This window comes from Streptomyces cinereoruber (assembly GCF_009299385.1).
GTDB lineage: Bacteria > Actinomycetota > Actinomycetes > Streptomycetales > Streptomycetaceae > Streptomyces > Streptomyces bikiniensis.
Window position 1 is genome coordinate 1,883,567 of sequence record NZ_CP023693.1, and the last position, 21,930, is coordinate 1,905,496.

Consider the following 21,930-nt stretch of genomic DNA (forward strand, 5'->3'; position numbering starts at 1 on the left):
GGGTGGAGGGCTTCGACGCCGCTAATGCACGGGGAGAATGGCCATACGGCCAGTCTAACGGGCCCCTGCAACTGGTTTTCGGCCATACGGGGCGCGGACCGCCGCCGTCCGGGCCTCCGCTCCGCCCTCCGCTCCCGGCGGACCGCCGCCTTCCGCGTCTCCCCCGCCCGCCGCTCCCACCGGCGCTTCGCAAAAGAAGCGCCGGGTACACGGGCGTCCGATACTCGGCGCAGGGCGGCGGTCACTGCCCGGCGGACAGCGGAGGGTGGTGGACCGTGCAGTTCGACGACAACGCCGATCTGGACACCTCGGAGGTCGAGGACTCCCGGGGCGGCCGGATCCCGGGCGGCGGAGCGACCATCGGCGGCGGGATCATCGGTTTCGTCGCGCTGGTCCTGGGGCTGTTCTTCGGGGTGGGCCCCGAGCAGCTGGGGCTCTCGGACGGCGGCGACCAGCCGGCCGCGACCTCGTCCCCGGCGACCCGGGTGGACCAGGTCTGCCGGAAGGGCTCGGACGCCAACACGCGCGACGACTGCCGGATCGTGGCCGTCGTCAACAGCGTGCAGGACTACTGGCGGAGCGAGTACGAGCGCCGGGGCGGGACCTACGGCACCGCCTCCACCGAGCTCTTCACCCAGCGGGTCGGGACCGCGTGCGGCACGGCGACCTCGGCGGTGGGGCCGTTCTACTGCCCCGGCGACCGGCAGGTCTATCTGGACCTGGACTTCTTCGAGGAGCTGCGCACCAAGTTCGGGGCGAGCGGCGGGCCCTTCGCCCAGGCGTACGTGGTGGCGCACGAGTACGGCCACCACGTCCAGAACCTGATGGGGACCCTGGGCCGCGCCCAGGACGGGCGGACCGGCGCGGACTCCAACGCGGTGCGGGTCGAGCTCCAGGCCGACTGCTACGCGGGCGTGTGGGCGCGGCACGCGACGACCACGCCCGACGAGAAGACCGGCCGGCTGCTGCTGACGAAGCTCACCGACCAGGACATCCGGGACGGTCTGGACGCGGCGGCCGCGGTGGGCGACGACCGGATCCAGGAGAGGTTCCAGGGCCGGGTGACACCGGAGAGCTGGACCCACGGCTCGGCGGCGCAGCGGCAGCAGTGGTTCCACCGGGGGTACGAGACGGGCGACATGGCCCGGTGCGACACCTTCCGCTGAGGCTTCCCCGGCGTTGTCGGTGGCGGCTGCGAGACTGAGACCTGGATCACACGCCGTCGATTGCGAGAGGACGTGGTCGGGATGACCGGGACACCCCACATCTGCCCGACGCTGCTGTACGAGGACGCGAAGGCGGCGATCGCGCTCCTCACGGAGGGTTTCGGCTTCACCGCGACCGGCGTGTACGAGGGCGAGGACGGGCGCGTCGTGCACGCCGAGCTGTCCCTGGGGAACGGGGTCGTGATGCTGGGCAGCAGGGGCACCGGGAGCGCCTTCGACAAGGCGATGGCCGGTGCCGGCCCGGCGGGCGTCTTCGTGCACGTGGACGACGTGGACGAGCACCACGCGCGCGCGGTCGCCCACGGGGTGGAGGTCCTGACGCCGCCCACGGACCAGGAGTACGGCGCCCGGGACTACATGGCCCGGGACGCCGAGGGCAACGTCTGGAGCTTCGGGACGTACAGCCCCGGCGCCGCGGAGTAGCCGGGCGCCGGGATCTTCCCCGGCGGCCCGGTCTCCCCGGCGCCGTGCGTCACGCTCCCCCGGTGTGGACCTGGAAGGCGGCCCTGCGGACCGCCTTGGCCAGGGCCGGGTCCGGGTGGGCGGCGGCGAGGGCGACCAGGACCTGGACGGTACGGGGGTGGCCGACGGCCCGGACCTCGTCGAGCAGCGCGGGGACGGTGCCCTGCACGGCGGAGTCCAGGTGGCGGACGAGCAGCGCGCTCTCGCCGTGGTCGGCGACGGCCGCGGCGGTGTCCACCCAGAGCCAGGTGGCCTCCTCCCGGGTCAGCACCTCCTGGGCGTCGTCGGGGTCGGCGCCCTCGTACTCGGCGAGCCAGAGCAGCGCGTACGGGCGCAGCGGGGGCTCGGCGACGGTGGCCCGGACCTCGGCCTCTGCGGGGGCGCCGACGACCCGGAGCGCCTCGAAGGCGAGGCCGCGCAGCAGGGCGTCCTCGCCCCGGGCGACGGCGAGGAGTTCGGCCACCGCGCTGGAGAGGGTGCGGGCCGCGAGCCAGGCGCGGTACTCGTCGCGGGCCGGGCCGGGGGTGAGCCGGGCGCAGCCGCGGAGCATGTCCTCGGCGGACTGCTCGATGTTGCCCGCGGGGCTCTGCGCGGCGACGCAGATCTGCTCCAGCTTGACCCACACGGCCCAGTTGCCGAGCGGGGTCAGGGTGGCGTGGCGCTCGTCGGCGCCGGGGTCCAGGGTGAGCGCGCCGACGGCGGCCAGGCCCTCCAGGGCCCAGTCGAGGAGGGCGGGGAGCCCGGCGGTGCCCGCCTCGGCGGGGGCCTCGGGGGCCCGTTCGGGCACGGGGACCTCGCAGCGCTCTCCGCGGAGCTCCTCGACCCGCTGGCCGAGGAGGTCGAGGAGGGCGGGGACGGGGACCGGGCCCTGGGAGAGCTGGAGGAGCGAGAGGACCTGCGGGACGGCCTCGACGACCTCGGCGACGGCGCCCGGGGCGACCCCCTCGGGGGCCGGGTGCACCAGGGACCAGGCGTCGAAGAGGGCGACCCAGCCGCGCAGTACGGCGGAGTCGTCGCGGTCCCAGGCGTGCAGCCGCCAGCCGGGGCGGGCGGTGTCGCCGTGGAGCTCGACGAGTCCGGCGAGCCGGGCGCGGTCCCAGCCGGCCCGGACCTGGCCGGGCGTCAGGTCGAGCGCGGCGGCGGCCCGTTCCTGCGGGGGGACGGCGCCGGGGCCGGTACGGGGGGCCGTCCGGGCGCCGCCCTCGACGGCGGCCCAGCGGGCGATCCGTACGGCGTCGGCGAGGACGTGCCGGGCCTGGCGGGCGAGTTCCGCGCGGGGCGGAGTGCCCTCGGGCGGCCGCGGCGCCGGCCGGGTGCGCCGGGTCGTCACGGCCCGTCGGGCGGTGGCCAGCGACCGTGGGCGGACGAGTCGGAGTCTGGAGTTGCGCGCCAATGGTTCATCGGGCTTTCGAGACGTCACGGGGGCAGTCTTCCCGCTGACGGCCCGAAAGCCCAATCGGAATCGGCCGCGCCGTCGGAACGGGGCCCGCGGAGGGCCGGCGGAGACGGTACGGAGACCTCGCGGAGACTTCGGGAAGACCGCGCGAAGTCCCCCGGCCCGGCGCTCCCGGCCGGTAGGGGAAAGGCCTCGGGCCGGTGCCGGGCGGTCCCCGGAGCAGTACCGGGGGCTCAGAGCAGCGGGACGAGGAAGCGCCGCAGGGACTCCTCGTAGCGGGTCGGGTCCGGGTTCCACATCGCCGCGTGCGGGGCGTCCCGGACCGTCCGGAGGCTGATCAGGTCGGGGCGGCGGGCGGCGAGTTCGACGGAGGGCTCCCAGGGGGCGATCGCGTCCTCGGGGCCGTGGAAGAGGAGGGTCGGGGCGCGCAGGGCGCCGGGGGCCGAGGCGAGCCGGAGCAGGTCGTCGTGGGGGCCGGTCCTGCCCTGGGCGGCGCGGACGGCGAGCGGGACCAGGAAGCCGGGGACGTGCCGGGCCGACGCGAGGTTGCGGAGGGTGACCTCCCAGTCCAGGACCGGGGAGTCGAGGACGAGGCCGCCGATCCGGTCGCGGACCCCCGATTCGGCGGCGGCGCGCAGGGCCATCGAGGCTCCGGGTCCCCAGCCGTGCAGGACGACCTCGCGGGCGCCCCGGCGGACGGCGTAGCGCAGGGCCGCGTCGACGTCGCGCCACTCGGAGTCGCCGAGGTGGGTGAGGCCGTCCGGGGAGGGCGGCGCGCCCTCGTCGCCCCGGTAGGCGGGGACGAGGACGGGGATGCGGTGCCGGTGGTAGAAGGGGACGACGTTGAGCGGGTGCTCGCGGGTGGTGCCGAGGCCGTGCAGGGCGATCACCCAGGTGGTGCGCGGGGCGGGCACGAGCCAGGCGGGCAGGGGGCCGAGCTCGCCGGGGATCTCCACGTCCTCGTGGTCGAGCCCGAGGGCGCTCGCGGGCGTGCCGCGGTGGAGCGCGGGGGTGAGCCGGACGCGGGCGCCGGGCCCGGGGGCGCCGAGCTCGATCCGCTCCAGGCGCCGGACGACGGTGTCGGCGGTGTGCGGGGCCCGGGCGAGGACGGGGCCGAGGACGGCGTGCAGGCCGTGGCCCTCCATGCCGTACGTGCCGGGGCGCAGCGAGGCGAGGCTGCGGGTGAGGGTGATCCGGTCGGGGCCCGTGGCGTGCACGGTCAGTCTCGGATCGCCGGGCAGGGGGCGTACGGACGACGCCTTGAGGGCGAGGTCGCTGGCGTACCGGCCGGCCGCGACCGCGGCCGCGCCGGCACCGAGCAGGGTGGTGACGGCCGCTGCCGTCGCTGTAGCCGGGCGCACACCCCCAGTGTCCGCAGGACGGGACCGGGGTGCCACCGGAGGGTCCGGAGGGATGCGTTCCGGGGTGCGGGGGCCCTCCCCGGGAGAGTGACGCGGGTCTCCTCGGCGGGGTCCCCCGGTCGGGTGGTCCGGTCCGGGGAGCGGAACCGGGCGGCGGGGGCGGAACCGGGACGGACCGCCGAGACCTTGCGCGGGCCCGGATTACCCGGGGTCGCAGGGCGACCGCATCGTGGACGGCCCCTCCCGGGGACCCCTCCGGAGCACTAAGCGGAATCTCTTGACACCGGTTAGGGACACCACGCCGCCCGCCCCAGTTCATCTTCCGTTCACCCAGGTTGCTTACGTTCGACCAGCCACTGACGTCAAACGATTGCCTGGGTAAATGGAACACATCACGCTGCTGCTCGCCATTGTGGTCGTGACAGCTCTCGTGTTCGATTTCACGAACGGTTTCCACGACACCGCCAACGCGATGGCCACGACCATCTCGACCGGTGCGCTCAAGCCCAAGACGGCGGTGGCCATGTCCGCCGTGCTCAACCTCATCGGCGCGTTCCTGTCCGTGGAGGTCGCCAAGACGATCTCCGGCGGGATCATCAACGAAGAGGGCATCCGCACAGAGGTGATCTTCGCCGCGTTGGTCGGCGCCATCCTGTGGAACCTGCTGACGTGGCTGCTCGGACTCCCGTCCAGCTCCTCGCACGCGCTCTTCGGCGGTCTCATCGGCGCCGCGGTCATGTCGGCCGGCTGGTCGGCCGTGAACGGCTCCACCATCGTCACCAAGGTCCTCATCCCGGCCGTCGCCGCGCCGCTCGTCGCGGGCCTCGCCGCCATGTTCGCGGCCAAGCTGACGTACAAGATCAAGGCCAACCCCGAGGCGAAGGCCACGGCCAAGGGCTACCGGGCCGGCCAGATCGCCTCCGCCGGTCTCGTCTCCCTCGCCCACGGCACCAACGACGCCCAGAAGACGATGGGCATCATCACCCTCGCCCTGGTCACCCAGGGCGTCGTCGCCCCCGGCTCGAACCCGCCCCTGTGGGTCGTCGTCTCGGCCGGTGTCGCCATCGCGCTCGGCACCTACCTGGGCGGCTGGCGCATCATCCGCACCATGGGCAAGGGCCTCACCGACCTCCAGCCGCAGCAGGGCTTCGCCGCCCAGACCAGCGCCGCGACGGTCATCCTGGCCTCCTCGCACCTCGGCTTCTCCCTCTCCACCACCCAGTCCTGCTCGGGTGCCGTGATGGGCGCCGGCCTCGGCCGCAAGGGCGGTGTCGTCCGCTGGTCGACCGCGACCCGGATGTTCGTCGCCTGGGGCCTGACCCTGCCCGCCGCGGGCCTGGTCGGCGCCGGCGCCGAGTTCCTCACCAAGCAGGGCCCCTGGGGCATCGCCGCCGTCGCGGTCCTGCTCGTGGCCGGCTCGGCCGTCATCTGGGCGCTCTCCCGCCGCAAGCCGGTCGACCACCACAACGTCACGGCCGACGACCTCGACGCCGAGCCCGCGGGCGTGGTGACCACCGCCATCGCCGCCGTCACCCCGCCGCCGCCCGGCTCCGTCGCCGCCGTCGCCGACGAGGACCTCAAGGCGACCATCCTCGCCCCGGCCCCCACCGACCCGACCGCTCCCCCGGCCCCGGCCGCGAAGGTCTAAGGAAAGAACCACATGAAGATCGACTGGGCAGCCCTCGGCTCCGTCTTCGGCGTCAGCCTCGTGGCGACCGTCGTCCTGGTGGGCCTCTTCACCCTCGGCATCGTCGGCCTCACCAAGCAGGAGGAGGCCGAGGCCCGGGGAGGCTCCGCCGCCCTGGCCCGCACCGGCGCCTACGCCTGCTTCGGGCTGTGCCTGGCGGCCGTGGCGTACGGCATCTACCTGATCGTCGTCTGATCGTCGTCCGACGGCCCCCGCTCCACCGGCCGGGCGGTCCGCACCTTCGGGTGCGGGCCGCCCGGTCCCTTTTCCGCCGCGCTTCCTGTGGTGCTCCGCACAGTGCGCCGCCGCAGGTCAAGGCTGGGTTGACGCCCGTTCTCGGCGCGTGGTGGACTGCCGGGGCCATTACGGCGGCAGCAGAGGAAGTCCGGTGCGAATCCGGCGCGGTCCCGCCACTGTGACCGGATCCGAGGGTCCGGGAGTCAGGAACTCTCGCCGCCGGTCACGTCGATCCAGGGCGCGGACCCTGAGTGAGGACATAGCGCCATGCCCGGCCGCAGCAGAGCCACCGGTGTCTTCGCGTACGGAGCGGCCGCGGGCCTCGCCGTCGACCTGCTCCTCGGGGACCCCCGCAGGGGCCACCCCGTCGCCGCGTTCGGCCGGGCCGCCGCCGTCGTCGAGCGGCGCCTCCACCACGACCACCGGGGCTGGGGCGCCCTGCACACCGCCGTCTGCGCCGGCTCCACCGTCGCCCTCGGGGCCCTCGCCGCCCGGGCCGTACGGGACCGGCCGGCCGCCGCCGTCGCGCTGACCGCCGCCTCCGTGTGGGCCGTCGTCGGCGGGACGACCCTGGGCCGGGAGGCCCGCGCGATCGGCGGGGCGCTGGCCGCCGGGGACCTGGAGGTGGCCCGGGAGCGCCTTCCGCACCTGTGCGGGCGCGACCCGCAGTCCCTGGACGGCCCCGCGATGGCCCGCGCGGTCGTCGAGTCGGTCGCGGAGAACACCTCGGACGCCGTGGTCGGCGCCCTGTTCTGGGGCGCGGTCGCGGGCGTGCCGGGGCTCGTCGGCTTCCGGGCGGTCAACACCCTGGACGCGATGGTCGGCCACCGGTCGCCCCGGTACCGGCGCTTCGGCTGGGCCTCGGCCCGCCTCGACGACCTGGCCGGCGGGCCGGGCGCCCGTCTGACCGCCGTCCTCGCGACCGTCGCCGGCGGGAATCCGCGCGGGGCCGTACGGGCCTGGCGGGCGGACGCTTCGAAGCACCCGAGCCCCAACGCGGGCCCGGTCGAGGCCTCCTTCGCGGGCGCGTTGGGCGTGCGGCTCGGGGGCACCCTCTCGTACGGCGGACGCGTCGAGCACCGGCCGGTGCTGAACGGGGAGGGGCGGGCCGTCGAGGTGGCGGACATCGAACGGGCGGTGGCGCTCTCGCGCCGGGTGACCGCGCTGACCCTGGCCGCCTGCGTGGGCGGCCGTCTGATCGCCGACGCCGTGCGGCGCGGGAAGCGGAGGGCTTCATGAGGGGCGGGAAGGGCGGGGGGCTGCTGGTCGCCGGGACCACGTCCGACGCGGGCAAGAGCGTCGTGACGGCCGGGATCTGCCGGTGGCTGGTCCGCAAGGGTCTGAAGGTGGCGCCGTTCAAGGGGCAGAACATGTCCCTCAACTCCTTCGTCACGCGCGAGGGCGCCGAGATCGGGCGGGCCCAGGCCATGCAGGCGCAGGCCGCCCGGGTCGAGCCGACCGCGCTGATGAACCCGGTGCTGCTGAAGCCGGGCGGCGACCGGTCCAGCCAGGTCGTCCTGATGGGGAAGCCGGTGGGCGAGCTGAGTGCCAAGGGCTACCACGGGGGGCGGCAGAAGGAGCTTTTCGAGCCGGTCATGGCCTGCCTGGAGGAGCTGCGGAGCACGTACGACGCGGTGATCTGCGAGGGCGCCGGCAGCCCGGCCGAGATCAACCTGCGGCGCACCGACATCGTGAACATGGGCGTGGCGCGGGCCGCGAAGCTGCCCGTGGTGGTGGTCGGGGACATCGACCGGGGCGGGGTCTTCGCCCAGTTCTTCGGCACGACGGCGCTGCTGTCCCCCGAGGACCAGTCGCTCGTCGCCGGGTACCTGGTGAACAAGTTCCGGGGCGACGTGAGCCTGCTCGAACCCGGGCTCGACATGCTGTACGGCCTGACCGGGCGCCGGACCTTCGGCGTCCTGCCGTACGCGCACGGGCTCGGCATCGACGAGGAGGACGGTCTGCGGGTCTCCCTGCGGGGCACCGTCCGGGAGTCGGTGGTGGCGCCGCCGGTCGGCGCGGACGTGCTGCGGGTCGCCGTCTGCGCCGTCCCCCTGATGTCCAACTTCACGGACGTGGACGCGCTGGCGGCCGAGCCGGGCGTGGTCGTCCGGTTCGTGGACCGGCCCGAGGAGCTGGTCGACGCGGACCTGGTCGTCGTACCGGGCACGCGCGGCACGGTGAAGGCGCTCGCCTGGCTGCGGGAGCGCGGCCTGGCGGACGCCCTGGCCCGGCGCGCGGCCGAGGGCCGCCCGGTCCTCGGCATCTGCGGCGGCTTCCAGGCCCTCGGCGAGCGGATCGAGGACGAGGTCGAGTCGAAGGCCGGTGTGGTCGACGGGCTCGGGCTGCTTCCCGTACGGGTGCGGTTCGGGGTCGAGAAGACCCTGGCCCGGCCGGTCGGCGAGGCGCTCGGCGAGCGGGTCGAGGGGTACGAGATCCACCACGGCGTCGCGGACGTACGGGGCGGGGAGCCCTTCCTGGACGGGTGCCGGGTCGGTGCCGTGTGGGGCACCCACTGGCACGGCTCGCTGGAGAGCGACGGCTTCCGGCGCGCGTTCCTGCGGGAGGTCGCGGCGGCGGCCGGGCGCCGGTTCGTCCCGGCGCCGGACACGTCGTTCGGCGCCCTGCGCGAGGAGCAGCTCGACCGGCTCGGCGACCTGATCGAGGAGCACGCGGACACGGACGCGCTGCTGCGGCTGATCGAGGAGGGCGCCCCGGCGGGGCTGCCGTTCGTGCCGCCGGGGGCGCCGTGAGCACGGGAGGCCGCCGCCGGCTCCTCCCCGGCGGCCGCGCGCCGTCGTCCGAACATCAGCGATCCGAAGGAGAGACCACCCGATGAGCACCCGGTACCCGTTCACCGCCGTCGTCGGCATGGACGACCTGCGGCTCGCGCTGCTCCTGAACGCCGTCAGCCCGGCCGTGGGCGGCGTGCTCGTCCGGGGCGAGAAGGGCACCGCGAAGTCCACCGCCGTGCGCGCGCTCGCGGAGCTGCTGCCCGCCGTGCCGGTGGTCGCGGGCTGCCGGTTCAGCTGCGACCCGGCGTCCCCCGATCCGGGCTGCCCGGACGGGCCGCACGAGGCGGGGCCGGGGGCCGAGCGGCCCGCGCGGATGGTCGAACTCCCCGTCGGCGCCTCCGAGGACCGGCTCGTCGGCTCGCTCGACATCGAGAAGGCGCTCGCGGAGGGCGTGAAGGCGTTCGAGCCGGGGCTGCTCGCCGACGCGCACCGGGGCATCCTGTACGTGGACGAGGTCAACCTCCTCCACGACCACCTGATCGACCTGCTGCTCGACGCCGCCGCCATGGGCTTCTCGAACGTCGAGCGCGAGGGCGTCTCCGTGCGGCACGCCGCCCGGTTCCTGCTCGTCGGGACCATGAACCCCGAGGAGGGCGAGCTGCGGCCGCAGCTCCTCGACCGGTTCGGGCTCACCGTGGAGGTCGCCGCCTCCCGCGACCCCGAGCAGCGGGTGGAGGTCGTGCGGCGGCGGCTCGCCTTCGAGGACGACCCGGCCGCGTTCGCCGCGCGCTGGGCCGACGAGGAGGCCGAGCTGCGCGGGCGGATCGTCGCCGCGCGCGCCCTCCTCCCGCAGGTGACCCTCGGGGACGCCGTGCTGCTCCAGATCGCCGCGACCTGCGCCGCGTTCGAGGTGGACGGCATGCGCGCCGACATCGTCATGGCCCGCACGGCCACCGCGCTCGCCGCCTGGGCCGGGCGGACCGGGGTCACCTCCGAGGACGTGCGGCAGGCCGCGCTCCTGGCCCTCCCCCACCGCCGCCGGCGCTCGCCCTTCGACGCGCCGGGGCTCGACGAGGACAAGCTGGACGAGACCCTCGAACAGTTCAAGGGCGAGGACCCGGACCCCGACCCGGACCCGGAGCCGGACGGCCCGGACGACGGCGGTCCGGGAGACGGCGGTCCGGGAGACGGGGGCCCCGGCGGGGGCGGTCCGGACGGCGGCGGGATCCCGCCGCAGGGCGACGGACCCGTGCCCGAGGACGTACCGGCGCCGGAGGAGGCGCCCGTACCCGAGCCTGCTCCCCAGAGGGCGGGTGCCGGTGAGCGGGCCGCCGTCAAGGCCGCCGAACCCTTCCGTACGAAGGTGCTCAGCGTGCCCGGACTCGGCGAGGGCGCGGCCGGGCGCCGCTCCCGGGCCCGGACCGAGCACGGCCGTACGACCGGCTCCACCCGGCCCCGGGGCGCGCTGACCAAGCTGCACCTGGCCGCGACCGTGCAGGCCGCCGCCCCCCACCAGAAGGCGCGCGGGCGGACCGGGCGGGGGCTCGTGGTCCGGCGCGACGACCTGCGGCAGGCGACCCGGGAGGGCCGCGAGGGCAACCTCGTGCTCTTCGCGGTCGACGCCTCGGGCTCGATGGCGGCCCGGCAGCGGATGAGCGCGGTCAAGGGCGCGGTGCTGTCGCTGCTCCTCGACGCCTACCAGCGGCGCGACAAGGTCGGTCTGGTCACCTTCCGGGGCCGGGACGCCGAGGTGGCGCTGCCGCCGACCTCGTCCGTGGACGCGGCCGCCGCCCGGCTCGAACAGCTGCCGACGGGCGGGCGCACCCCCCTGTCGGCCGGGCTGCTCAAGGCCCACGACGTGCTGCGGGTCGAGCGGCTGCGGGACCCCTCGCGCCGCCCCCTGCTGGTCGTCGTGACGGACGGGCGGGCGACCGGGGGGCGGGCGGCCGGGGACCCGGTGGCGCTCGCCGCCCGCGCGGCGCGGCTGCACGCCGCCGAGGGCACGGCGTCGGTCGTCGTGGACTGCGAGACCGGCCCGGTGCGGCTCGGGCTCGCGGGGCGGCTCGCCCTCGAACTCGGCGGCACGGCCGTGACGTTGGACGAGCTGCGCGCCGACGCGATCGCCGGGCTCGTCAGGGACGTACAGACAGGACACGCAGGGCACGCATCCAGGAGGGCCGCTTAATGCCGCAGGGACAGCCGACCGTCGTTCCCGACGACGGTCTGACCACCCGCCAGCGCCGCAACCGCGCGCTGGTGATGGTGCACACGGGCGTCGGCAAGGGGAAGTCGACCGCCGCCTTCGGCATGGCGCTGCGCGCCTGGAACCAGGGCTGGCCGATCGGGGTGTTCCAGTTCGTGAAGTCCGCCAAGTGGAAGGTCGGCGAGGAGAACGCCCTCAAGGCGCTCGGCGAGACCGGCAAGGGCGGCACGGTCACCTGGAACAAGATGGGCGAGGGCTGGTCCTGGATCCAGCGCGAGGTCGCCGAGGGCGAGCAGTCGCACGAGGACAAGGCACGCGAGGGCTGGGAGCAGGTCAAGCGGGACCTCGCGGAGGAGAGGTACAAGTTCTACGTCCTCGACGAGTTCGCCTACCTCCTGCACTGGGGCTGGATCGACGTGAACGAGGTCGTGGAGGTGCTGCGCGACCGTCCCGGTCAGCAGCACGTCGTCATCACCGGCCGCAACGCGCCCCGGGAGCTGGTGGACTTCGCGGACCTCGTCACCGACATGTCCAAGGTCAAGCACCCGATGGACGCCGGTCAGAAGGGCCAGCGGGGCATCGAGTGGTAGCACGTCTCGTCATCGCCGCGCCCTCCTCGGGCGCGGGCAAGACCACGGTCGCGACCGGCCTGATGGCCGCGTTCGCCGGCCGCGGCCTGGCCGTCTCCCCGCACAAGGTCGGCCCCGACTACATCGACCCCGGCTACCACGCCCTCGCGACGGGCCGCCCGGGGCGCAACCTCGACGCGTACATGTGCGGCACGGGGCTGGTGGCGCCGCTCTTCCTGCACGGGTCGCGCGGCTGCGACCTGGCCGTGGTCGAGGGGGTCATGGGCCTGTACGACGGGGCCGCCGACCAGGGGGAGCTGGCGTCCACCGCGCAGGTGGCGAAGCTCCTGAAGGCGCCGGTGGTACTGGTCGTGGACGCGTCGTCGCAGTCGCGGTCGGTGGCGGCGCTCGTGCACGGGTTCGCGTCCTGGGACCCGGAGGTGCGGATCGGGGGCGTGATCCTCAACAAGGTCGCCACCGACCGGCACGAGCACCTGCTGCGGGAGGCGCTCGGGGAGTCCGGGGTGCCGGTCCTCGGCGTGCTGCGGCGGGCGCCCGCCGTGGCGACGCCGTCGCGGCACCTGGGGCTCGTGCCGGTGGCCGAGCGGCAGGCCGCCGCCGTGGAGGCGGTGGCGGCGCAGGCCGAACAGGTCCTGGCCGGGTGCGACCTGGAGGCGCTGCTCGCGCTCGCCCGGTCGGCGCCGGAGCTGCACGCGGAGGCGTGGTCGCCGGAGGTCGTGGGGCCGGCCGTCGCCGGTGCGCGGCCCCGGATCGCGGTGGCCGGCGGGGCCGCGTTCACGTTCTCGTACGCCGAGCACACCGAACTCCTGACCGCCGCAGGGGCCGAGGTCGTCACCTTCGACCCGCTGCGGGACGAGGCGCTGCCCGAGGGGACCTCCGGGCTCGTGATCGGCGGCGGCTTCCCCGAGGTGTACGGGGGCGAGCTGTCCGCCAACGAGCCGCTGCGGAAGGCCGTGGCCGACCTCGCCGCCTCGGGCGCGCCGGTCGCGGCCGAGTGCGCCGGGCTGCTCTACCTGGCGCGGTCGCTCGACGGCAGGCCCATGTGCGGGGTGCTGGACGCGGACGCGCGCATGTCGGAGCGGCTGACGCTGGGGTACCGGGACGCGGTGGCCGTCAGCGACAGCGTCCTCGCGCCGGCCGGGGCGCGGATGCGGGGGCACGAGTTCCACCGCACCGTGATCGAGCCGGGCGCCGGGGAGCGGGCCGCGTGGGGGCTGCGGCAGCCGGTGCGGCGCGTGGAGGGGTTCGTACGGGGAGGGGTGCACGCCAGTTACGTGCACACGCACTGGGCGGGCGCGCCCGAGGCGGCGGCGCGGTTCGTGGCGGCTGCCGCCGGTTCTGTCGCGGGCGGTCCGGTCACGTGAGTTCAGCCGCCGGAGGCTCCCACCACGAGCCAGATGAAGCCGACGCCCGTCACCGTGCACAGCAGGGTGGAGCGGGCGGGGTGGTCGTGGTGGGCCTCCGGCAGGATCTCGGCGGCGGCGAGGTAGAGCAGGGCGCCGCCGAAGAACCCGAGATAGCCGCCGAGAAGTTCCTCCGGAAGGGTGAACAGCAGAGTGGAGGCGGCGCCGAGGATCGGGGCGACGGCGTCCGCGACGAGCATCGCGAGGGCCTTGCGGCGCGCGTTCCCGTAGAGGCTCGTGATCGTGTACGTGTTGAAGCCGTCGGCGAAGTCGTGGGTGATGACGGCGAGGGCGACGGTGGCGCCCATGCCGCCGCCGACCTGGAAGGCGGCGCCGAGCGCGATGCCGTCCATGAGGCTGTGGCCGACCATCGCGGCGGCCGCCGTGAGGCCGACCTGGGGGACCCGCTCTCCGGCCGCGACGCCGTGCGCGGCCCGGCGCACGGCGAGCAGGCGCTCCACGACGTGGGCGAAGAGGAAGCCGCCGACGAAGAGCAGCAGGGCCTCCGGGACGCCGAACACCTCGTCCCCGGCGGCCTCCAGGGCCTCGGGCAGGAGGTCGAGTCCGACGACGCCGAGCATGAGTCCGCCGGAGAGTCCGAGGACCAGGTGACGCCGGTCGGTGACGCGTCCGGCGACCCATCCTCCGAAGAGCGTCATGAGGAACGCGCCGAGCGCGACGACCACAGCCATGGGGCTTTGCTATCGGATGGGGAGGCGTCCGCGCACCTCGGTGTGGGGGCCCGGTCGGGCGTCCCGGTGGACGAGGTGCTGGCCCTCGTGGACGCGGTGCTGCGGGAGGCGGGGCTTTCCCGTACGGCCGTCCGGTCCCTCGGCACGCTCGACGCGCGGGCGGCGGAGCCGGGGATCGCGGGGGCCGCGGCGCTCCTCGGCGTGCCGGTACGGGGGTTCGCCGCCGAGGAGCTGGCGGCCGTGTCCGTACCGCACCCGTCGGCCCGGCCCCTGGCCGCGACGGGCACGGCGTCGGTGGCGGAGGCGGCGGCCCTGCTGGCGGCGGGTACGGAGCCGGGCGCGGATGCGGGCGCGGTCCCGGGCGCGGTCGTGGCCCCTGGCACGGGCGAACCGGCGGCGCCCCCGGCACGTGCGCGGGCCGTGCTGCTCGTACCGAAGCGGAAAACCCGGCGCGCAACGTGCGCTCTCGCCGCTTCCGTCCCGGTTCGATCGCACGAAGACGCCCCGGGCGCACGGTTGTTGCCCCGAACTCACGGGTACATCGCTGGCGAGCCTGGCTCACCCCCCACCATCCCCACCCCCCACACGACGGCGGCCATGGACATGCACACGCATACCGACGCCCACGACCTTCGCCACCACGGTGACGCCGAGGTCAGGGACGAGAAACTCATCGATCTCGCGGTCAACGTCCGGACGGACACCCCTCCGGACTGGCTGCGCAGACGCATCGCCGACTCCCTGACCGGCCTCGCCGCCTACCCCGACGGCCGGGTCGCGCGGGCCGCGGTCGCCGAGCGGCACGACCTGCCCGCGGACCGGGTGCTGCTCACGGCCGGCGCGGCGGAGGCCTTCGTGCTGCTCGCGCGGGCGCTGCCGGCGCGGCGGCCGGTGGTGGTGCACCCGCAGTTCACCGAGCCGGAGGCGGCGCTGCGCGACGCCGGGCACGCGGTGGGCCGGGTGCTGCTGCGCGAGGAGGACGGCTTCCGGCTGGACCCGGCGGCGGTCCCGGAGGACGCGGACCTGGTGGTGATCGGGAACCCCACCAATCCGACCTCCGTGCTGCACCCCGCCGCCTCGATCGCCGCGCTGGCCCGCCCGGGGCGGACCCTGGTGGTGGACGAGGCCTTCATGGACGCGGTGCCGGGCGAGCGGGAGTCGCTTGCCGGGCGGACGGACGTGCCGGGGCTCGTGGTGCTGCGCAGCCTCACCAAGACCTGGGGCCTGGCCGGGCTGCGGATCGGGTACGTGCTCGCCGCACCCGGGACGATCGCGGACCTGGAGCGGGCGCAGCCGCTGTGGCCGGTGTCGACGCCCGCCCTGGTGGCGGCGGAGGCCTGCATGTCGCGGGCGGCGCTCGCGGAGGCCGAGCACGCGGCGCACCGGATCGGGGTGGAGCGGGCCCATCTGCTCGCCGGGCTCGCGGAGTTCGACGAGGTGCGGACGGTGGCGGGGGCGGAGGGCCCCTTCGTGCTCGTCCGGATCGACGGGGCGGACGCGGTGCGGGAGCGGCTGCGGTCGTTGGGCTTCGCGGCCCGCCGGGGCGACACGTTCCCGGGGCTCGACCGGAACTGGCTGCGGCTCGCGGTCCGGGACCGGGCGACGACGAACCGCTTCCTCCAGGCGCTGGACCAGGCGCTGTTGATGGGCGGCTGAGGCAGGGGTCCCGGGAACGGGCCGGGGCCGAGGTCTTCCGGCGACGGGCCGGGGCCCGGGGAGGGCGGTGTCGTCACCGCCGCCCTCCCCGGGCCCCGCCGTCCTGCTTCCCCCGCGCCCCCGGCGCCTCCCCCTCGGGCCGTCAGCCGCGCGCGCGGGCGCGCGAGCGGGTCAGCGCGAGCGCGCCGCCGCCGGCCACGACGAGGGCGAGCGCCCCGGCCGCGATGTACGGGGTGGTGGAGCTGCCACCGGTCTCGGCGAGGTTCTGGGTGGGGGCGCCGCCGCCGTTGTTGGTGGTGATGCCGCTGTCGTCGCTCGGCTCGGCGGAGGGCTCCGGCTGCTCGGAGGGCCGGTCGGTGGGCTGCTGCGTGGGCCGCTCCGTCGGCTTCTCGGTGGGCTTCTCTGTCGGCTTCGTGCCCTCGGGCGTCTCGCAGGTCGCCTCGGCGAGGGTCACCTTGCCCTTGACCTCGGCGACGCCCAGCTTCAGCGGGTTGACCTCCACGTCGAGTTCCAGGGCGGTCGCCGCGGCGGTGCGGGAGGTCGTGGAGGTGCGGGAGAGGTCCAGGGTGACCTCGCCGACCTTCGGCACGGTGACCTGGGTCCGGCCGGCCGCGGAGAGGGTGGTCTTCTTGCCGAGGACGGTGACGTGGCCGAGGACGTTGGACTCGGCGACCGGCTGCTTCCCCACCTCGCACAGCGCCTTGGAGGTGACCTTCTCAACCTCGATGAGGGAGAGCAGGGGGAGGCCGGGGACGTGCACGCGCGCCTTGACGAGGTTGACGTGCCCCTCGGCCTTCTTCTCGTCGACGGTGGCCTCGGAGGTGGCGACGTCGGCCTTGAGGATGTCGACCGGCTTGCCGTTCTCGGCCCCCTGCACCTTCACGGAGAGCGCGGTCTCGTTCTCGCTCTTCGGTGCCTGGACCTCGTTGAGGGAGGCCCGGACCGGCACGTTCACCGTCTTGTCGAGGAGGGAGACGTCGAGGCCGGTCCGCAGGACGACGGCGGTGGCGCGCCCTTCGCCGCCCGTGGCGTGCGCCGCGGGGGCCGCGAGGAGCACCGGGCCGACGGCCAGAACGGCGACGGTCGCGGCGGCCGCGGAACGGCGTACGGGCATGCGGAAGGTGTTGCTGTTCAAGGTGGTGGAACCCCCACAGGAGACATGGCGTCGCCGGCCGCTCACCACGGGGACGGTGGCTCGGCGCGGTCCGGCGACTTGGGACACCGGAATCTTTACGCACGGAGAGTGAACCGGCAGTCACCTGACGCCAGTTCACTCCAAAGGGGGGTTTCCGCGTTCATTTTCGATTGTTTTCGCTACAACCGTTCCCGCTCGTCCCGCGTGTTTCGTACGAAGGGGCGCGAGCGGGGACGGCGGGCGAGGATGTGAACGACCGGTTCCGCGCCGGGGTAACGGATCGTCAACCCGGTGCGTTCAGCTGTCGCGCCAGTACCCGAGGGCGTGGACGCGCTCCTTGGGCAGCCCGAGCTCCTTGCGCGCGTACGTGCCGAGGGTGCGGGTGGTCGTGGTGTCGCAGGCGATCCAGACGTACGGGGCGGTGCCGGCGAGCGCGGGCAGTTCGGCCTTCACGCGGGCGACGAGCTCGGCGCCGCCCTTCTCGCGCGGCACCCGGCGCAGGTCGTGCCGCTCGGGGTCGACGCGGAACGGCAGTTCGGCGTCGGAGGCGTGCTGGGTCTCGAACCAGACGGTGGCCGGGAGGTCCGGGAAGGCGTCGAGCAGCGAGTTGATCGCGGGCAGGGAGGCCGAGTCGCCGACCACGAGCAGCCGGCCGGGCAGCGGGTCGGGGGCCTCGAAGCCGGTGCCCTGGAGGGTGGCCTCCACGGTGTCGCCGGCGGCGCAGTCCCGGGCCCAGCGGCTCGCGACGCCCTCGTGGAGGGCGAACTCCAGGCTGAAGGTGCCGGCCTCCGCGTCCGGGTCGACGAGCGTGTAGGCGCGCTGGTGCGGCTTGCCGCCGCCGTCGAACCAGATGCGGACCCACATCGTCGGGTGGACCCCGGCGGCGGCGAGGAGGCCGCCGTCCGTGAAGTGCACCCGCCGGTAGTCCTCGGTGACCTGCTCGGCGCCCGTCACGGTGAACGTGAAGTCCTTGCCGCGCATCAACTTGAGGACGGCGCCCTGCCAGCCATGACCCACCGTGATCCCCTCCCCTGTGATTACTGTAGATTAATTTAGGTCAGCCTAACCTAAGATTTTATGGAAAAGCAGGGACGGGAGAATTTCTCCGTGAGCATCGAGGTCTACCGGGACGCCTGGGGCGTTCCGCATCTGCGGGCCGGGGACCCGGACGAACTCGCCTTCGCCCAGGGGCGGGTCACCGCCCGTGACCGCGCCTGGCAGCTGGAGGTGGAGCGGCACCGGGCCCAGGGCACCACGGCCGCGTTCCTCGGCGCCGCCGAGCTCGGCTGGGACGTCTTCGCCCGGCGGGTCCGGCTCGCGGACACCGCCCGCCTCTGCTTCGCCCGCCTGGAGCGCGCGGACGCGCCGACGGCCGCGTGGGTGCGCGCGTACGTGGACGGGGTCAACGACGGTCTGGCGGAGGGGGCGCGGCGCGCGCCCGAGTTCGCGGAGACCGGTCTCGCGCCCGGCCGCTGGGAGCCGTGGACGCCGCTCGCCGTCTGGCTCTCGACCCACATCCTCTTCGCGGGCTTCCCCACCAAGCTGTGGCGGGAGGAGGTCGCGCGCCGGCTCGGCGAGGAGTGGACGGAGCTGTTCGCGACGGACGGGCCGGGCACCGCGGGCTCCAACGGCTGGGTGGTCGCGGGCGAGCGGACCGCGAGCGGGGCGGCCCTGGTGGCCGGCGACCCGCACCGGTTCATCGAGGCGCCGGGCGTCTACCAGCAGATCCGGCTCGCCTGCCCCGCGTACGACGTGGTGGGCCTCGCCGTGCCGGGCATCCCCGGCCTCGCGCACTTCGGCCACACCGGGCCGGTGGCCTGGGCGATCACCAACGCGATGGCGGACTACCAGGACGTGTACCGGGAGCGGCTGCGGCGGCTGGCCGACGGAGGCGTGGAGGCCCTCGGCCCCGAGGGCTGGCGCCCGGCCACCGCCCACACGGAGACGATCGAGGTCGCGGGCGGGGACCCGGTCGTGATCGAGGTGATCGAGACGGACCGGGGACCGGTGATCGTCGGCGTGGAGGAGGAGCCGGAGGCCGGGGGGTCGGAAGGCGGGCCGGTCGGCGGCACCCCGGAAGCCGGAACCCCGGTCGGCAACGCCCCCGCGGACGCCCGGACGGCGGGCGACAGCCCGGCGGCGGGCGCGCCGGTGGACGGTCCGGCGGGCGGGGCCCTGGCGGACGGCCCGGTCGGCGGAGCCCCCGAGGACGGCCCGACCGACGGCGCCCCGGAGGGTGGCCGCCCCGGTGAGGGGCACGACAGCGAGGGGCGCGGCTGGGAGGTCCTCGCCCTGCGCCACCCGCCCCGGGTCACCGGGGAGCTCGGTTTCGGGGTGCTGCCCGCGCTGCTGCGCGCCCGGACCGTCGGGGACGTGGACGCGGCGCTCGACGGCTGGGTCGAGCCGGTGAACGTGGTCCAGGCGGCCGACACCCGGGGCGGGCTGCTGCACCGGGTCGCCGGCCACGTCCCCGTACGGGACCGGCTCAACTCCCTGCGTACCGTGCCCGCCTGGGATCCGGCGCACGCCTGGGCGGACGCGCCCGCCCCGCTCCCCCGCGCCGAGGTCCGGGGGCACGCCGTGATGGCCAACGCCCGGGGCCTGGCCGCGCCGCTGGGCGTCGAGTTCGCCCCGCCGCACCGGGCGGACCGGATCGACGCGCTGCTCGGTGCCTCGGCCGACTGGACCCCGCAGGCCGTCACCGCCGTCCACCGGGACACCGACAACCCCTCGGCGGCCCCCCTCCTCGCGGCGGTCGGACGCGCGGAGGCGGGCCTCTCCCCCGCCGCCTCGGCCGTACGGGAACGGCTGCTCGCCTGGGACCGGCGCATGGACGCGGAGAGCACCGACGCCGGCCTGTACGCGGCCGTCCGGGGCGCGGTCGTCCGCCGCCTCGCCGGGCACGAGGCCTTCGCGGCGCTGCGCGAACCCGCCCCGTACCCCGAGGTGTTCCGGCCCTGGCTGGCCCTCGGGCCGCGCGTGGCCTTCGCCCTGGAGACCCTGCTCACGGCCGGGCCGGTGCCCGCCGGGGACGTCGACCGGATCGTGCGCGAGGCCCTGGAGGAGGTCGCGGCCGGGGAGCCGCCGGCCGCCTGGGGCACCACCCACCGGCTCGCGCCCTGGCAGGCGCTGCCCGATCCCGACGACGCGCGGTGGCCGGGGCTCGCCGGGGACCACGACTGCGTGCTCTCCACGTCCAGCGTGCCCGGCTGGACCGACCGCAGCGCGCGCGCCTCCGCCGCCCGCTACGTCTGGGACCTGGCCGACCGCGAACGCAGCGGATGGGTCGTCCCGTTCGGCGCGTCCGGCGTGCCCGGCGACCCCCACCACCAGGACCAACTCCCCCTGTGGCTGCGGGGCGAGCTCGCCCCCGTCACCACCGACTGGCAGTACCTCACCAAGGAGCAGGGATGACCACCGCCGTTCACGTCCAGACCGTCGAGGGCTTCGGCACCGTCACCATCAGGCCCGTCGACCCGGACCGGGACGCCCCGCTCCTGCACGCCTGGGTCAACGAGGAGCGGTCCCGCTTCTGGGGCATGACCGGGACCACCGTCGAGCAGGTCCGGGAGATCTACGCGCACCTGGACTCGCTCACCACCCACCACGGCTACCTGGTCAGCAGGGACGACGAGCCCGTCGCCCTGCTCCAGACGTACGACCCCGAGGCCGACCGGGTGAGCGAGTGCTACGAGGTGCTGCCCGGGGACATCGGCGTGCACTTCCTCATCGCGCCGAACGCCTCCCCGGAGCCGGGCTTCACCGGCAGGCTCGTCACCGCGCTGATCGCGTTCACGCTGAAGGACCGCACGCGGGTCGTGGTCGAGCCCGACGCCGACAACGAGAAGGCCGTCGCCCGCATGGTGCGGATCGGTTTCGAGCTGGGCCCGGAGGTCGTGCTGCCGGAGGTGGACCTGCCGGAGGTCTTCCTGCCGGAGAAGCGGGCCCGGCTCGCGTTCCTGACCCGCTGACCGGCTGACTGTCTGACTGGCGGGCCGGCGGGCCGGCGGGCCGGCGGGCCGATTCTCGGGCCGCCCGTCGCTCCCGGGCCGCCCGCCGGTCAGCCCGTGATCCGCCCGTTGACGACGATCCGCCGGGGCGCCGCCAGGACGCGGACGTCCGCGCGCGGGTCCTCGTCGTAGACGACCAGGTCGGCGGGGGCGCCCTCCTCCAGGGCGGGGCGGCCCAGCCAGGCCCTGGCCCCCCAGGTGGTGGCCGAGAGGGCGTCGATCGGCGGGATGCCGGCCCGGGTCAGCTCCTCGACCTCCTCCGCGACCAGGCCGTGGGCGAGGGAGCCGCCCGCGTCGGTGCCGACGAAGACCGGGACGCCCGCGTCGTAGGCGGCGCGGACCGTGTCGTACCGCCGCTCGTGCAACCGGCGCATGTGGGCCGACCAGCGGGGGAACTTCTCCCGGCCGCCGTCCGCGAGGTGCGGGAAGGTCGCGATGTTGACCAGGGTCGGGACGATGGCGACGCCCCGCTCGGCGAAGAGCGGGATGGTCTCCTCGGTGAGCCCGGTGGCGTGCTCGACGCAGTCGATGCCCGCCTCGACCAGGTCGCGGAGCGAGTCCTCGGCGAAGCAGTGCGCGGTGACCCGGGCGCCGAGCCGGTGCGCCTCCGCGATGGCCGCCTCCACCTCGGGGCGCGGCCAGCAGGCGGTGAGGTCGCCGACCTCGCGGTCGATCCAGTCGCCGACGAGCTTGACCCAGCCGTCGCTCCTGCGGGCCTCCCGGCCGACGTACGCGACGAGGTCGGCGGGCTCGATCTCGTGGGCGTAGTTGCGGATGTAGCGGCGGGTGCGGGCGATGTGCCGCCCCGCGCGGATGATCTTCGGCAGGTCCTCGCGGTCGTCCATCCAGCGCGTGTCGGAGGGCGAGCCCGCGTCCCGGAGGAGCAGGGTCCCGGCGTCCCGGTCGGTGAGGGCCTGCTTCTCGGCGGTGTCGGCGTCGACGGGCCCGTGCCGGTCGAGGCCGACGTGACAGTGGGCGTCGACGAGCCCGGGCAGGGCCCAGCCCGTCACCGTCAGGGCCTCCCCCGGGGGCCGTTCGAAGGTGATCCGCCCGTCCACGCACCAGAGTTCGTCCCGTACGTCCTCCGGGCCGACGAGCACCCGCCCCTGCACGTGCAACACCTCGTGATCGCTCATG

18 protein-coding genes and 1 riboswitch are annotated in these 21,930 nt (G+C 75.3%); of the genes, 12 read left to right on the top strand and 6 right to left on the bottom strand.

What is annotated here, in order from left to right; all coding sequences use genetic code 11:
- Positions 1–275 precede the first annotated feature (275 nt).
- A complete protein-coding gene (gene ypfJ / locus CP977_RS08320; RefSeq protein ID WP_062756674.1) occupies positions 276–1,166 on the top strand; it encodes a KPN_02809 family neutral zinc metallopeptidase in 891 nt (296 codons plus the stop codon).
- An 81-nt stretch (positions 1,167–1,247) separates the two neighbouring features.
- Entirely contained in the window at positions 1,248–1,649 is a 402-nt protein-coding gene (locus CP977_RS08325; RefSeq protein ID WP_183953385.1) for a VOC family protein, read from the top strand.
- 49 nt (positions 1,650–1,698) lie between these two features.
- On the opposite strand, the gene CP977_RS08330 is transcribed toward CP977_RS08325, so the two are convergent.
- Positions 1,699–3,108 (bottom strand): hypothetical protein, encoded by a 1,410-nt coding sequence (locus CP977_RS08330; protein ID WP_079131256.1) that lies wholly within the window; start codon positions 3,106–3,108, stop codon positions 1,699–1,701.
- A gap of 209 nt (positions 3,109–3,317) precedes the next feature.
- Positions 3,318–4,445 carry an alpha/beta hydrolase gene (locus CP977_RS08335; RefSeq protein ID WP_062756671.1) on the bottom strand — a complete coding sequence of 376 codons (1,128 nt, stop codon included), beginning with the start codon at positions 4,443–4,445 and terminating at the stop codon, positions 3,318–3,320.
- A 382-nt stretch (positions 4,446–4,827) separates the two neighbouring features.
- On the opposite strand from CP977_RS08335, the gene CP977_RS08340 reads away from it, so the two are divergent.
- From CP977_RS08340 to CP977_RS08370, 7 genes are all read left to right on the top strand, one after another.
- Complete coding sequence (locus tag CP977_RS08340) at positions 4,828–6,093, top strand: inorganic phosphate transporter (RefSeq protein WP_062756670.1); 1,266 nt, start codon at positions 4,828–4,830, stop codon at positions 6,091–6,093.
- 12 nt (positions 6,094–6,105) lie between these two features.
- A complete protein-coding gene (locus CP977_RS08345; RefSeq protein ID WP_062756669.1) occupies positions 6,106–6,327 on the top strand; it encodes a hypothetical protein in 222 nt (73 codons plus the stop codon).
- 135 nt (positions 6,328–6,462) lie between these two features.
- Positions 6,463–6,601: riboswitch (cobalamin riboswitch) on the top strand.
- A gap of 35 nt (positions 6,602–6,636) precedes the next feature.
- A complete protein-coding gene (locus CP977_RS08350) occupies positions 6,637–7,608 on the top strand; it encodes a cobalamin biosynthesis protein (RefSeq protein WP_152369853.1) in 972 nt (323 codons plus the stop codon).
- A complete protein-coding gene (locus tag CP977_RS08355; RefSeq protein ID WP_062756667.1) occupies positions 7,605–9,122 on the top strand; it encodes a cobyric acid synthase in 1,518 nt (505 codons plus the stop codon). The genes CP977_RS08350 and CP977_RS08355 overlap by 4 nt, the downstream gene beginning before the upstream one ends.
- Before the next feature lie 82 nt (positions 9,123–9,204).
- Complete coding sequence (locus tag CP977_RS08360; protein WP_152369854.1) at positions 9,205–11,289, top strand: putative cobaltochelatase; 2,085 nt, start codon at positions 9,205–9,207, stop codon at positions 11,287–11,289.
- Positions 11,289–11,897, top strand: a complete 609-nt coding sequence (gene cobO, locus CP977_RS08365) for a cob(I)yrinic acid a,c-diamide adenosyltransferase (protein ID WP_062756666.1) — start codon at positions 11,289–11,291, stop codon at positions 11,895–11,897. The genes CP977_RS08360 and cobO overlap by 1 nt, the downstream gene beginning before the upstream one ends.
- Positions 11,891–13,261 (top strand): cobyrinic acid a,c-diamide synthase CobB, encoded by a 1,371-nt coding sequence (locus CP977_RS08370; protein WP_152369855.1) that lies wholly within the window; start codon positions 11,891–11,893, stop codon positions 13,259–13,261. The genes cobO and CP977_RS08370 overlap by 7 nt, the downstream gene beginning before the upstream one ends.
- A gap of 2 nt (positions 13,262–13,263) precedes the next feature.
- Here CP977_RS08370 and CP977_RS08375 read toward each other — a convergent pair whose 3' ends face one another.
- Positions 13,264–13,992 carry a ZIP family metal transporter gene (locus tag CP977_RS08375; protein ID WP_062756664.1) on the bottom strand — a complete coding sequence of 243 codons (729 nt, stop codon included), beginning with the start codon at positions 13,990–13,992 and terminating at the stop codon, positions 13,264–13,266.
- Positions 13,993–14,034: 42 nt separating this feature from the next.
- Between CP977_RS08375 and cobC the strand changes: the two genes are divergently transcribed.
- On the top strand, positions 14,035–15,648 hold the full coding sequence (gene cobC, locus CP977_RS08380; RefSeq protein WP_372460688.1) for an Rv2231c family histidinol phosphate aminotransferase CobC: 1,614 nt from the start codon (positions 14,035–14,037) through the stop codon (positions 15,646–15,648).
- Positions 15,649–15,790: 142 nt separating this feature from the next.
- On the opposite strand, the gene CP977_RS08385 is transcribed toward cobC, so the two are convergent.
- Together CP977_RS08385 and CP977_RS08390 are read right to left on the bottom strand one after the other, a co-directional pair.
- Complete coding sequence (locus CP977_RS08385) at positions 15,791–16,783, bottom strand: SCO1860 family LAETG-anchored protein (protein ID WP_062756661.1); 993 nt, start codon at positions 16,781–16,783, stop codon at positions 15,791–15,793.
- A 297-nt stretch (positions 16,784–17,080) separates the two neighbouring features.
- A complete protein-coding gene (locus CP977_RS08390) occupies positions 17,081–17,800 on the bottom strand; it encodes a siderophore-interacting protein (RefSeq protein WP_062756660.1) in 720 nt (239 codons plus the stop codon).
- A gap of 90 nt (positions 17,801–17,890) precedes the next feature.
- On the opposite strand from CP977_RS08390, the gene CP977_RS08395 reads away from it, so the two are divergent.
- Positions 17,891–20,197 (top strand): penicillin acylase family protein, encoded by a 2,307-nt coding sequence (locus tag CP977_RS08395; protein ID WP_062756659.1) that lies wholly within the window; start codon positions 17,891–17,893, stop codon positions 20,195–20,197.
- Positions 20,194–20,754 (top strand): GNAT family N-acetyltransferase, encoded by a 561-nt coding sequence (locus tag CP977_RS08400; protein WP_062756658.1) that lies wholly within the window; start codon positions 20,194–20,196, stop codon positions 20,752–20,754. The genes CP977_RS08395 and CP977_RS08400 overlap by 4 nt, the downstream gene beginning before the upstream one ends.
- 89 nt (positions 20,755–20,843) lie before the next feature.
- Here the strand turns inward: CP977_RS08400 and CP977_RS08405 are convergent, their stop codons facing one another.
- A complete protein-coding gene (locus tag CP977_RS08405) occupies positions 20,844–21,929 on the bottom strand; it encodes an amidohydrolase family protein (RefSeq protein WP_062756657.1) in 1,086 nt (361 codons plus the stop codon).
- Position 21,930: the final 1 nt, after the last annotated feature.